This is a genomic window from Dyella sp. 01N36 (assembly GCF_056399745.1).
The window spans coordinates 1-12,114 of record NZ_JBFTRY010000106.1 but is presented as its reverse complement, the minus strand read 5'-3'; the positions used below and the strand labels follow the sequence as shown (position 1 = coordinate 12,114).

Below are 12,114 nucleotides of genomic sequence, written 5' to 3'. Positions count from 1 at the left end.
CGCTCCCACAGGACTGAGGGGTTTACTCCCCGTCCCAGTACCCCACCTGCATATCGGCCCGCGTCACCATGCGAAAGCCCTGCGGCGTGCCATCGGCCGCCGGCGGATATTCCGCCAGGATGCCGATCTTGCCGGTATCGGGGTATTCGCAAATCTCCGGCGACTCCTTGGTGCTCACTGCGAGATAGCGCATCTCGGTCGCGCCGGTATTGATGATCTGATGCGCTTTCTCCGGGCCGCCGGGCGGGCAGGCGATGACGTCGCCCGCGCGGATCGGATAGCGTTCCTCGCCGAAGCGCACTTCGCCACTGCCTTCGATGATGAAGAACATTTCCTCGTTGACGCGATGACAGTGAAGCGGAAACGCACGCTTGCCGGGCGGCACCGCGGTGATGTTATAGCCCAGTTTTTTTGCGCCGATCTGTGGACCGAAGCGACCCATGCGCGCTTCGAAACGCTCGGCGGTGTCGCCGGTGGGACCCATGCCCGGCGGAAACGGCTGCAGCTGGACGTCGGCGATATTGATGATCGGATGCGTCATGGCGTGGTCTCCATGGAGTGGTCGTTGTCTGCGGCGTCAGCCCGGCTGGTGGCAGACCGCTTCGATATTGTGGCCATCGGGGTCGAGCACGAAGGCGCCGTAGTAGTGCTCGTGGTAATGCGGACGCAGGCCCGGCGCGCCGTTGTCGGTGGCGCCCGCCTCCATGGCGGTGCGATGAAAAGCCATCACGGCAGCGCGGTTGGGGGCCGTGAATGCCACGTGCACGGCGCCGCTGGCGTGGGCGGTCTGCGAGGTGCCAATCCAGAACGTCGGGCGCCCGGCGATGCCGAATCCGGCGTGCGAACCGTCGCCCGTCTGCTCCTCGGTTACCTCCATCACCAAGTCGCCGCCCAGCGTGGCGAGCACCTTGCGGTAGAACTCGCGGCTGCGTTCGTAACCGGAAACCTGCAATCCGACATGGTCGATCATCGTGTCGCTCCTGACGAAAGAATCGGTCAACGGGGGTGACGTATCAGTCTGCCGCACACCATGCAGCAGCACGTTTGGCCAGGAACGCGCCCAACCCTTCCTGACCTTCTGCCGATACACGCAGGCGCGCGATCAGCGCAGCGTTTTCGCGATCGGTGGTTTCCGCTTGCGCCGCATCGGCGCCGGCCATGCGCAACGCCAGCTGCTTGGCTTGCGCCTGCGCCACCGGTCCGGCCTTTGAAAGCAACGCAACCGCAGCGTCCACCGCGCTATCCAGTTGATCGGTAGGCACGCACTGATGAAGCAGGCCGATCTGCAGCGCCGTGGCGGCATCAAACAACTCGCCCGTGACAAACAGGCGACGCGCCTGTCGCAAGCCGATGGCGTGAATGACATACGGCGAAATCACTGCCGGCACCAGGCCGAGTTTCACTTCGGTAAGGCCGAAGCGCGCGCTGTCCACGCCGATGGCGATATCGCAGCACGCCACCAGGCCCACGCCGCCGCCATACGCCGCGCCGTTGACGCGGGCGATGGTGGGCTTGGGCAGGTATTGCAATGTGCGCATGAGGGTCGCGAGGCGCAGCGAATCCTCGCGATTCTCCGCTTCGCTCGCGCCGGCCATCCCGCGCATCCAGTTGAGATCCGCGCCGGCGGAAAAGCTGGCGCCTTCGCCGGTGAGCACCACGGCACGTACCGCGCTGTCCGCGCCGGCTTGCTGCAGCGCCTCGGTAAGCTCCGCGATCAGGCCGTCGTCAAAGGCGTTGTGCACCTGCGGGCGATTCAGTGCGATGCGGCGCACGCTGCCGTGATCGGCGATCTGGATGCTGCTGGCCATGGAAAGCTCCTGCTGGGGAGCGCCATCGTAAACCGAACCATCCCCGACCATCTCGTGGGCCGGGGATGCGGGGCTTAGTCCTTGGCCGGCAGCACCAGGAATTCGGCGGCTTGCCGTGCGCATCCCTTGGAGTGTTCGGCGCTCAGTTCGCGCCACCACGGTTGCACCGTTTCAAACTGCGCAGGTTCGATCGCCTCGCCCAGGCGGGGCATCACCAGGCCCTCCGGGACCCGGGCCAGCAAGACCTCGGCCGGCTCGGCCCATGGATGCATGGCCAGGTTGAAGGTGCCCCAGTGCACCGGCAGAAAGCGGCCGCTGCCCAACTGGCGCCACGCGCTGATGGCATTGTCGGGGCCCAGGTGCACGCTGCCCCACGACGGGTGAAACGCGCCCACTTCGATCATCACCAGGTCGAACGGCCCGAGTCGTTCGCCGATCTCGCTGAAATGCGGCGACAGGCCCGTGTCGCCGCTGAAGAACACCGCATGGCGTTCGCCGCGCAACACGAAGGACGACCACAGCGTGGCATTGCGATCGTGCAGGCTGCGGCCAGAGAAGTGGTGCGACGGCGCGGCAGTGAGGGTGAGTCCGCACGGCAGCGTGGTGCTTTCCCACCAGTCCAGTTCGGTGATGCGCTCGGCAGGCACGCCCCAGGCTTCCAGGTGCACGCCCACGCCCAGCGAGGTGATGAAGGGCACGTCCAGCTTCGCCAGCGCGCGGATGCTCGGGTAATCGAGATGGTCGTAGTGATCGTGCGAGATCAGCACGGCATCCAGCGGCGGCAGCTTGTCGATCGCCACCGGCACGGGCTGGAAGCGCTTTGGGCCCATGAATGAAAACGGCGAGGCACGCTCACCCCAGACCGGATCGGTGAGCACGCGCGCGCCGTCGATTTCCAGCAGCACGGTGGAATGGCCAAGCCAGGTGCTGCGCAGGCCGGTTTCCACCGGGCGCGTCCACGCGGCACGCGGATCGAGCGAGGGCAGTGGCCGGGGTGGCGTGCGTCCTTCGCCGTGGAAAATGAAATCGACCAGCGAAGGCTTGTCGTCGGCCACGCGCGGTGTGCTGGACGGATAGGTATTGGCAAAGGCTTCGCCGGCGTACTGCGAGGAAGCTTGCATGCGTTCGAGACGTAACCCGCTTGCGTGTCTGGCGAATAGAGCCATGTGAACCTCGGTATCCATGGGGTAGCGGCGTCGCAGTGGCTTGCGATGGCCTGCCTCACTGCTATCGGGGCGGTGGCTGCCAGTTCCAAGGCGGCCTCGATGGTGGCGGTTCAGCCCCATGTTCTTGCGGCTTAACGGGCCTATAGGCGGCATCCGGCCGCGCTGCAGTACCCGGATGGCTCATGTACAATGCGAACCATTCTTATTTAAGTTGGTGACCAGTGCGCCTGTCCGATCTTCCGAAAGGGGCTACTGCCGTGGTGGACCGAGTGGATGATGCTCACGCTTCCGACCCGATTGCGCAGCGCCTGCGCGACCTGGGCTTCGTGGCGGGCGAGCCGGTCCGCGTGGTGGCGCAGGGCCCGCTGGGGGCAGATCCCTTGCTGATCCAGATCGGCTCGACGCGCTTCGCGTTGCGCCGCAAAGAGGCGGAGCGCGTGCAGGTCCAGTCGGAGAACGCTGGATGAGTGCGGGCACGCTGCGTATCGCCCTGGTCGGCAATCCCAACTGCGGCAAGACCGCACTGTTCAACCAGCTCACCGGCGGTCGCCAGAAGGTGGCCAACTACGCTGGCGTCACGGTGGAACGCAAGGAAGGCCGATTCACGGCGCCTTCCGGCCGCGTGCTGCAGCTGCTCGACCTGCCCGGCACCTACAGCTTTGACGCCACCAGCCCCGATGAGCAGATCACGCGCGACGTGCTGGAAGGCAATTATCCGGGCGAGGCCGTTCCCGATCTGATCGTCTGCGTAGCCGATGCCACCAACCTGCGTCTGCACCTGCGCTTCGTGCTCGAAGTGAAGCGCCTCGGTCGCCCCGTGGTGCTGGCGCTCAACATGATGGATGCGGCGCGTCGCCGCGGCATCGTCATCGACGTGCCGGAACTGGCGCGACGCCTGGGCATTCCCGTGGTGGAAACCGTTGCGGTGAAACGCGACGGCGTAAGAGCGCTGATCGCCCAGGTGGACGGTGAGATTCCGCAGGCCGCGCCCGCGCAGTCCGATGACGCCGAAAGCCGCGCCGATCTGCATGTGCAGGTGCGCGAGCTGATGACAGCCACCGTGACCATGCCGCGCGCCACGGCGGAGATCGACGACGCGCTCGACCGCTGGGCGCTGCATCCCGTGTTCGGCCTGGCCATTCTTGCCCTGGTGATGTTCCTGGTGTTCCAGGCGGTGTATGCCGCCGGCAAGCCGATGACCGATCTGATCGGCGACGGCTTCGGCTGGCTGGGCGAGCACGCCACCGCGTGGATGCCGGCCGGTCCGCTGCAGAGCCTGCTGGTCGACGGCGTGTTCGGCGGCCTCGGCACGGTGATCGGCTTCCTGCCGGAAATCCTGGTGCTGTTTTTCTTCATCCTGGTGCTGGAGGAGTCCGGCTACCTGCCGCGCGCAGCCTTCCTGCTCGATCGCCTGATGGTGTCGGTGGGGCTGACCGGGCGTTCCTTCATTCCGCTGCTTTCCAGCTTCGCCTGCGCCATTCCCGGCATCATGGGCACGCGCAGCATCACCGACCCACGCGATCGCCTGTCGACGATCCTCGTCGCGCCGTTGATGACGTGTTCCGCGCGTCTTCCCGTCTATGCGCTGTTGATCGGTGCGTTCATACCCACTCATCGCGTGCTGGGCATCTTCAACCTGCAGGGCCTGGTGCTGTTCGCGTTGTATGCGGCAGGCATTCTTGGCGCGATGCTGGTGGGCTGGGTGATGAAGAAGCTGCGCCGCGATCGCAGTGAGCACGCCTTGCTGATGGAGCTGCCGTCGTATCGGCTGCCCAAGCTGCGCGATGTGGGACTGGGCTTGTGGGAGCGCGGCACGATCTTCCTCAAGCGACTCACCGGCATCATCCTCGGCCTGACCGTGCTGATGTGGTTTCTGTCCACGTTCCCGTCGCCGCCGGCAGGCGCCACCGGTCCCGCGATCGACTACAGCTTCGCTGGTTACATGGGGCGCGGCCTGCAATTCATCTTTGCGCCGCTGGGTTTCAACTGGCAGATCAGCGTGTCGTTGATTCCCGCTTTTGCCGCGCGTGAAACCGCCGTGGCCGCGCTCGCCACGGTGTATGCGGTCGGTGGCGACGGTGCCGATGGCGCCGGCCTGGCGCAGGCGCTGGCGGCCAACTTCTCGCTGGCCASCGCGYTGTCGGTGCTGGYGTGGTTCGYGTTYGCGCCGCAGTGCATTTCCACGCTGGCGGTGATCCGSCGCGAGACCAACTCGTGGCGCAACGTGGGCATCTCGTTTGGCTACATGTTCGTGGTGGCGTATGTCGCCTCGTTCCTCACTTACCAGATCACAAGCTGGCTGACATGAGTACTGGGTTGCTCGTGCAATACGTGATCATCGGCGCGATCGTGCTGATCAGCGCATGGATCACGCTACGTAAACTGGCGCCGAAGTTGACCAGCCGCTGGCTGGCATCGCTGGCGCTGCGTCTTGACCGGCAGGGCAGCGCGGCATGGCAGCGTGCGCTGGCACACCGCCTGCAGCCCAAGCAGGCCAGCGGCAATTGCAGCGATGGTTGCGATACCTGTGGCTCTTGCGGTCCCAAGCCGCCGGCTGCCGCGCGCGACGTGCAGCCTCTTCATTTCCGTCCGCGCGGCAAGTAGCAACTTACTGACGGTTCCCCGGCAGTTCCATCGGCGGATTGATCTTGTGCGTTGCCGGGTCGTCCGACTTGACCGGCGTAAGAATGCCCACCGTCACCGTGCCCGAGAGCAGGTAAGAGGCGAACTTCGGATCGTACGGGTCATCGCTGGCGCGCAACTGTTCATAGGCGATGACGCCATCCGTCTGATGCACGCCGGTGACTTCACCGGCGGTGAAGGCTTGCATGCCACCGTTGCCAACGTCATAGCTGATCGGCGACTCGTGGCTGTTTCTGCCGGTGGTGCCACCCACGACCAGGTGTGGCGCTGCCGAGCCCACGCGCGAGCCGGTCGCCGACATCAGCACCTCACGCCAGCGCGCCTTGGCCCGCACCAGTGCGGTGGCGTCGCCATAAGTCGGCAACAGTTCGCGCCATATCACATTGGCCTGTTCGAACTGCTCCGGCGTCATATTCGCGTAGAGCAATTGCTTGGCGTAGACGTACTGCGTTTCGTTGCGCTCGGCGGCCAGTGCGAACCAGGCCATGGCACGCGGCAGGTCGACCGGCGAGCCGTGGCCGTTGAGATACATCACGCCCAGGTTGTATTCGGCCGGCTTGTACGCCCACGAGGCAGACACCTTGTACATCGCGATGGCGTGCTCGTAGTCGTGCTTCTGGTTGGCCAGCGCGCCAAGATAGAAAAAGTATTCGCCAGGACGGCCGTCGTCTTCCGGTCGATTGAACGGATCGGTGCGGCTGGTGGGGACGTCCGGCGTGGCCCTGTAGCTCACCACTTTCGGCGGCGGCGCCTTCGTGTCGATGGGGATAGTGGGCAGCGCAGTGTCCGTGGCATGCAGGGCAGGGGAGAGCCACAACCCGGCCAGCAGGATGGCGGAGAACGGCGCTTGCAACAGGTGATTTCGCACGGTCATGGCGACACCTCGCATCGTCTGCCTGGGGTGGAGCAGCGAGTCGAAATTACTCCCAACCGTGGCGCCATTCAATCGCATGGTTGCCGGCGGGCGCATCGCAGGAAAGCGCGCCGGCAACCTGTCGATCGCCCACCCCGTCAGCGATGGGGGAGTTGTTCGTAGCGCGCCAGCAGATGGCTGAAGACCGGCCAGAACGGCTGCGGCAAATGGCCGTCCAGACGATCCTCCAGGATATTGAGGTGGGTATGCCAGCCGCCGCTGACGCCGGCGATATCGGTGGCCTTGAGTTTGCTGTGCGTCACCGTGAGGCGAACCTGTTCACCTGCGGGTGCGAGCTCGAAGCTGACTTCCGAAGGCTCCTGTGCATCGCCCCAGGAGATCGCCAGCAGGGTTGGCGGCTCGCAGGCGATGACGCGGTGATGGGTGGTCTTGCCGGCAGCGATCGATGCGAATCGGGCTGGCGGCGGCAGCGGCGTCTGCGACAGTTGGGCGTGATCGAAGCGCAGCTGGAATTCGCTGCCCACGCGTTGCTCCATCGCGCCACTGCCCAGCCATTGCGCGCGCTTGTCCGATTCGGTGAGATAGGACCACACACGCTCGATCGGTCCTGGCAGCAGGCGTTCGAAACGCGCCGTGTCTGCGGCAAGCAACTGGCGCGGGGGATCGCGCTGCAGCTTTTGTGCGAGCTTGGCGAGGATGCCACCCCAGCCTTCCTGCGTCGCATCGGCCCATTCCGGCAACACGCCTTCATGCAGCATGCGCAGTTCGCAACCGGATCCGGACGGGACGATGTCGATGCTGACCTTCGTAGTGGCCTCGGAATACTTGGGCACCGCAAAGGTGAAGACGAGCCGCCGCGGCCGATCGATTTCCAGATACTCGCCGACATGCTCGACGTCTTCGCCATCGCGCCTGTCGATAAAACTGAAATGGCCACCGACGCACGCGTCGATATCCACTTTCACCATCTCGCCGTTTGGCGCGGAATAGAGCCAGCGGCCAGCGGTGGCGGGATCGAGCCATGCATCGAAGACGCGTTCCGGGCTGGCGTCGAAATGGCGGGAGATGCGCAGGGTTCGTAGCGTGCTCATCGACAATTACCTTTTGGGCAGGGCGCTGTCCTCGGCCTCGAGCAAGGCCTCGAGCGCATCGAGTTTGCGGTTCCAGAACTGCTCGTAGAAGCGCAGCCATTCATCGGCGGCAGCGAGCGGCCCCGGTTCCAGACGACAGATATGGGTGCGACCCTTGACCAGACGGCGCACCAGGCCCGCGCGCTCCAGCACCTTCACATGCTTGGAGGCTGCGGCCAGCGACATCGCGAACGGCGCGGCCAGTTCGCCGATATTGCGGTCGCCGTCGGCCAGGCTGCGCAACATGGCGCGGCGGGTGCCGTCGGTGAGGGCCTGGAAGACGGTGTCCAGGGTGGGCATCGGATATTCAACCATGGAGTTGAATATCCGCCTCGCTCAGTCGAATGTCAACCGTTTGGTTGAATGTGGGCCGACCAGGCCCTGTGCGTGCCCTCGGTGCGGATGAGACGACAGATCGCTAAACTCGCGCGGTTACTCAGGAGCCACCCATGCAGCACACGCCCAACACCGAGACGGCCGTGCCCGACGGCGATCTCTCCGATGTGATCATTTCGCCGACGCATGTCCACCATCCGGCCGGCCACAACGTGGTCGACACCTTGGACATCGCCGGGCACGACGAAGTGGATCACGAGACCGCCTTGCGCGAGTCCTCGTTGCGCGTTCCGCGCTGAATGCCTCAAGCGTGACCTGAACTCGTTCGCCCGCCCTTGTGGCCAGGCGAACGTTGACGCTTACATGCGGAACACGCCGTAGCGCTGCGGTTCGATCGGCGCATTGAGCGAGGCGGAGATCGCCAGGCCGAGCACGCGGCGCGTATCGGCTGGATCGATGATGCCGTCATCCCACAGGCGCGCGCTGGCGTAGTAGGGGTGGCCCTGGCGTTCGTACTGGTCGCGGATCGGCGCCTTGAACGCTTCTTCTTCCTCCGCGCTCCAGCTTTTGCCGCTCGCTTCGATGCCGTCACGGCGCACCGTCGCCAGCACCGAGGCGGCCTGCTCGCCGCCCATCACGCTGATGCGCGCGTTTGGCCACATCCACAGGAAGCGTGCGCCGTACGCGCGGCCGCACATGGCGTAATTGCCGGCACCGAAGCTGCCACCGATCACCACGGTGAACTTGGGCACGTGCGAGCACGCCACCGCGGTCACCATCTTGGCGCCGTCCTTGGCGATGCCCGCGTTCTCGTATTTCTTGCCGACCATGAAGCCGGTGATGTTCTGCAGGAATACCAGCGGCACGTTGCGCTGGTTGCACAGTTCGATGAAGTGCGCGCCCTTGAGAGCCGACTCGGAGAACAGGATGCCGTTGTTGGCGATGATGCCTACCGGATAGCCGTGGATATGCGCAAAGCCGCATACCAGGGTCTTGCCGTAGCGGGCCTTGAACTCGTGGAACTCCGAGCCGTCCACGATGCGTGCGATGACCTCGCGGATATCGAACGGGCGCCGGCTATCCTGCGGGATCACTCCGTACAGTTCCTCGGCGGCGTGCAGCGGCTCGCAGGGCGCGCGCAGGGCCAGCGGCATGTCTTTCTTGCGGTTGAGGCTGGCGACGATGTCCCGCGCGATGGAGAGCGCGTGCGCGTCGTTCTCGGCGTAATGATCGGCGACACCCGAAATAGACGTATGGACATCCGCGCCGCCCAACGCCTCGGCATCGACCACTTCGCCGGTGGCGGCCTTCACCAGCGGCGGGCCACCCAGGAAGATCGTGCCCTGCTCGCGCACGATGATGGTCTCGTCGCTCATGGCCGGCACATAGGCGCCGCCGGCGGTGCACGAGCCCATCACCACGGCGATCTGCGGAATGCCCAGGCCCGACATGCGTGCCTGGTTGTAGAAAATGCGGCCGAAGTGCTCCTTGTCCGGAAACACCTCGTCCTGCAGCGGCAGGAAGGCGCCGCCGGAGTCGACCAGGTAGATGCAGGGCAGGCGGTTTTCCAGCGCGACTTCCTGCGCCCGCAGATGTTTCTTCACCGTGATCGGGAAATAGGTGCCGCCCTTGACCGTGGCGTCGTTGGCGACCACGACCACTTCCAGGCCGTTGACCCGGCCGATGCCGGTGATGATGCCGGCTGCCGGCGCGGCATCGTCGTACATGCCATGGGCGGCCAGTGGCGAGAGCTCGAGGAAGGGCGAGCCCGGATCGAGCAGGGCGCGGATGCGTTCGCGCGGCAGCAGCTTGCCGCGGGCCGTGTGCTTGGCGCGGGCCTTCTCGCCGCCGCCTTCCGCACTGCGAGCCAGCTCACGGTGCAGGTCGTCCACCAGTCCCTTCAGCTGCGCGCTGCTCGCCTGGAAATCCGGGGCGCGGGGGTCGATCTGCGACGCAATGACACTCATGGGCTCAGGCTGCCTTGGTGGGAAACGTCGATCATAGCGGCCCATGGCCGAGGGCTAAATCGGCGTCGCAGCATAGAAGGGGCACGTACTTTCACTTACGCACAAAGACTGGCCGCTGCCTTTGCATGGGGCAAAAAAAAACCGGCCGCACAAGGCGGCCGGTTTTAGAAGTACACGAGTGTACTTAGTGACCAGCGGTCGAAGCAGCAGCCGGAGCAGCAGCGGTCGAAGCCGGGGTCGGCGCAGGCTGTTCGGCCGGAGCAGCAGCGGTCGAAGCGGGAGCTGCGGCCGGAGCCTCTGCCGGAGCAGCAGCAGCCTTCTGAGCCTGGTCAGCAGCCTGCTGAGCCTGGTCAGCCGACTTCTGAGCGTCCTGCGCGGAATCCTGCGCGCCGTTGCTGCAAGCCGCCAGCAGCGCGACGAGCGCAGAGGCGAGAAGGGTACGCGTGAACTTCATGTTGAATCTCCTTTGCCGTGGAATGCCGTTTGGCGGGCGTATTAATAGCGCTTTCGCGGAAAATCCGCCACATCTTTGTGTGAACGGGCAAAAATGGTTAACCCCGCTTTCATCGGCGGCCACCGGTGGGACCGCCAATCAAGGGCTTAGTCGAGCAGTTCCACCGCAACGGCCGTGGCTTCGCCACCACCAATGCACAGCGACGCCACGCCGCGCTTGAGGCCGCGGGTCTTCAAAGCATTGAGCAGGGTGACCACCAGGCGGGCACCGCTGGCGCCGATCGGATGGCCCAATGCACAGGCGCCGCCGTTGACGTTGATCTTGTCGCGCGCGATGTCCAGCTCACGCATCGCAGCCATGGCCACCACGGCGAAGGCTTCGTTGACTTCGAACAAGTCGACGTCGCTGGCCTTCCAGCCGGCCTTCTCCAACACCTTATGCAGTGCGCCGACCGGCGCGGTGGTGAACCACTCCGGTTCCTGCGAATGGGTCGCGTGGGCGACGATGCGAGCGAGCGGCTTGAGCCCACGCGTCTTTGCGTCATCGRCTGACAACAGCACCAGTGCGGCGGCGCCATCGGAGATGCTCGAAGAGCTGGCAGCCGTGATGGTGCCATTCTCCTTGCGGAACGCCGGCTTCAGCGACGAGATCTTGCTGGTGTCCGAACGGCCCGGCTGCTCATCGGTGTCGACCGTGATGTCGCCCTTGCGGCTGGAGACGGTGACCGGAACGATTTCGCCGGCGAATGCGCCGTTCGCCTGGGCGGCCTTGGCGCGGTCCACCGACTCCTTCGAATAGGTGTCCTGCTCCTCGCGGGTAAAGTGGTACTTGTCGGCGCACAGCTCGCCGAACACACCCATGGCCTTGCCGTCGTACGGGTTGGTGAGGCCATCCCACGCCATGTGGTCGACCAGGGTGCCATCGCCGTAGCGGATGCCGGTGCGCGCATTGACCATATGCGGTGCATTGGTCATCGACTCCATGCCGCCAGCGACCACCACCGAGGCCGAACCGGCCTTGATCAGGTCATGGCCCAGCATCAGGGCCTTCATGCCCGAGCCGCAGACCTTGTTGATGGTGGTGCAACCGACGGCCACCGGCAGGCCGGCGCCCAGGGAGGCCTGGCGGGCAGGGGCCTGGCCGAGGTTGGCCGGCAGCACGCAACCCATGATGACTTCGCTGACATCGGCGGGGGCCAGACCGGACTGCTCGATCGCGGCACGAATGGCGGTGGCACCCAGGGTGGGGGTGGGTACGCCGGTGAACTGGCCGAGGAAGGAGCCAATGGCAGTGCGCTTGGCACCGACGATGACAACGCTGACGTCCGACATGGGGATCTCCGCAAGTACTTGATGGGGCGAGGCCCCGGTTTAATCCGAGAATTATCGCAGCCCGCCAGTAACCGGGGCAAACCGGCCCTCTTTGCGATACCAGCGGGATCTTGCAGGCATTTAGTTGCGATTTCGTTGTGCAAATATGGAGGCGCGCGTGGCCAATACCAGGGAGACGCGCGCAGGGCAGTCATCTTGAACGTGATTCAGTGGGGCGGGGGCCTTATGAATACGGTGATGCAGGGGTTTCGGTACCGTCGTGGCGCGGTATGGGTCTGCCTGGCTCTGGGGCTGAGCGCCTGCGGAGGCGGCGGTGGTGGCAACACCAGACCCTCGCCGCCGGCACCCGCGCCGGCACCCGCGCCGGCACCCGCGCCGGCTCCGGCGCCGCCACCGGCCTCCACC

Annotated in this window: 13 protein-coding genes and 1 pseudogene; 4 read left to right on the top strand and 10 right to left on the bottom strand. The window is 65.3% G+C overall.

Going from position 1 to position 12,114, the window contains the following annotated elements; all coding sequences use genetic code 11:
- Positions 1-22: 22 nt before the first annotated feature.
- The 4 genes from AC1DMG_RS15055 to AC1DMG_RS15040 form a co-directional block, all read right to left on the bottom strand.
- Positions 23-541 (bottom strand): cupin domain-containing protein, encoded by a 519-nt coding sequence (locus AC1DMG_RS15055; protein WP_441604274.1) that lies wholly within the window; start codon positions 539-541, stop codon positions 23-25.
- A gap of 36 nt (positions 542-577) precedes the next feature.
- Positions 578-970: a VOC family protein gene (locus tag AC1DMG_RS15050; protein ID WP_441604273.1), complete on the bottom strand. Its 393-nt coding sequence runs from the start codon at positions 968-970 to the stop codon at positions 578-580.
- Between the two features lie 43 nt (positions 971-1,013).
- Complete coding sequence (locus tag AC1DMG_RS15045) at positions 1,014-1,808, bottom strand: enoyl-CoA hydratase-related protein (RefSeq protein WP_441604272.1); 795 nt, start codon at positions 1,806-1,808, stop codon at positions 1,014-1,016.
- A gap of 74 nt (positions 1,809-1,882) precedes the next feature.
- Positions 1,883-2,929 carry an MBL fold metallo-hydrolase gene (locus AC1DMG_RS15040; protein WP_441604271.1) on the bottom strand — a complete coding sequence of 349 codons (1,047 nt, stop codon included), beginning with the start codon at positions 2,927-2,929 and terminating at the stop codon, positions 1,883-1,885.
- Positions 2,930-3,195: 266 nt separating this feature from the next.
- On the opposite strand from AC1DMG_RS15040, the gene AC1DMG_RS15035 reads away from it, so the two are divergent.
- The 3 genes from AC1DMG_RS15035 to AC1DMG_RS15025 are packed head-to-tail and all read left to right on the top strand — an operon-like array spanning position 3,196 to position 5,578.
- Positions 3,196-3,441 (top strand): FeoA family protein, encoded by a 246-nt coding sequence (locus tag AC1DMG_RS15035; RefSeq protein WP_441604270.1) that lies wholly within the window; start codon positions 3,196-3,198, stop codon positions 3,439-3,441.
- Positions 3,438-5,282 (top strand): ferrous iron transporter B, encoded by a 1,845-nt coding sequence (gene feoB, locus AC1DMG_RS15030; RefSeq protein WP_477180705.1) that lies wholly within the window; start codon positions 3,438-3,440, stop codon positions 5,280-5,282. Before AC1DMG_RS15035 ends, feoB begins: the two co-directional genes overlap by 4 nt.
- Positions 5,279-5,578, top strand: coding sequence for a DUF6587 family protein (locus tag AC1DMG_RS15025; RefSeq protein ID WP_441604268.1), 300 nt, complete (start codon positions 5,279-5,281; stop codon positions 5,576-5,578). The genes feoB and AC1DMG_RS15025 overlap by 4 nt, the downstream gene beginning before the upstream one ends.
- A gap of 4 nt (positions 5,579-5,582) precedes the next feature.
- Here AC1DMG_RS15025 and AC1DMG_RS15020 read toward each other — a convergent pair whose 3' ends face one another.
- The 3 genes from AC1DMG_RS15020 to AC1DMG_RS15010 form a co-directional block, all read right to left on the bottom strand.
- Entirely contained in the window at positions 5,583-6,491 is a 909-nt protein-coding gene (locus tag AC1DMG_RS15020; RefSeq protein WP_441604267.1) for a tetratricopeptide repeat protein, read from the bottom strand.
- Between the two features lie 137 nt (positions 6,492-6,628).
- Positions 6,629-7,582: an SRPBCC domain-containing protein gene (locus AC1DMG_RS15015; protein WP_441604266.1), complete on the bottom strand. Its 954-nt coding sequence runs from the start codon at positions 7,580-7,582 to the stop codon at positions 6,629-6,631.
- A gap of 6 nt (positions 7,583-7,588) precedes the next feature.
- Positions 7,589-7,936 carry an ArsR/SmtB family transcription factor gene (locus tag AC1DMG_RS15010; RefSeq protein ID WP_441604265.1) on the bottom strand — a complete coding sequence of 116 codons (348 nt, stop codon included), beginning with the start codon at positions 7,934-7,936 and terminating at the stop codon, positions 7,589-7,591.
- 134 nt (positions 7,937-8,070) lie between these two features.
- On the opposite strand from AC1DMG_RS15010, the gene AC1DMG_RS15005 reads away from it, so the two are divergent.
- Complete coding sequence (locus AC1DMG_RS15005; protein WP_441604264.1) at positions 8,071-8,256, top strand: hypothetical protein; 186 nt, start codon at positions 8,071-8,073, stop codon at positions 8,254-8,256.
- Between the two features lie 60 nt (positions 8,257-8,316).
- Here the strand turns inward: AC1DMG_RS15005 and AC1DMG_RS15000 are convergent, their stop codons facing one another.
- The 3 genes and pseudogenes from AC1DMG_RS15000 to AC1DMG_RS14990 all read right to left on the bottom strand — a co-directional run bounded on the left by AC1DMG_RS15000 (position 8,317) and on the right by AC1DMG_RS14990 (position 11,709).
- Positions 8,317-9,924, bottom strand: a complete 1,608-nt coding sequence (locus AC1DMG_RS15000; protein WP_441604263.1) for a carboxyl transferase domain-containing protein — start codon at positions 9,922-9,924, stop codon at positions 8,317-8,319.
- A gap of 193 nt (positions 9,925-10,117) precedes the next feature.
- A pseudogene (locus AC1DMG_RS14995) lies at positions 10,118-10,378 on the bottom strand (hypothetical protein); the annotation flags it as partial.
- A gap of 146 nt (positions 10,379-10,524) precedes the next feature.
- Positions 10,525-11,709 (bottom strand): acetyl-CoA C-acyltransferase, encoded by a 1,185-nt coding sequence (locus AC1DMG_RS14990; protein ID WP_477180704.1) that lies wholly within the window; start codon positions 11,707-11,709, stop codon positions 10,525-10,527.
- Positions 11,710-12,114 lie beyond the last annotated feature (405 nt).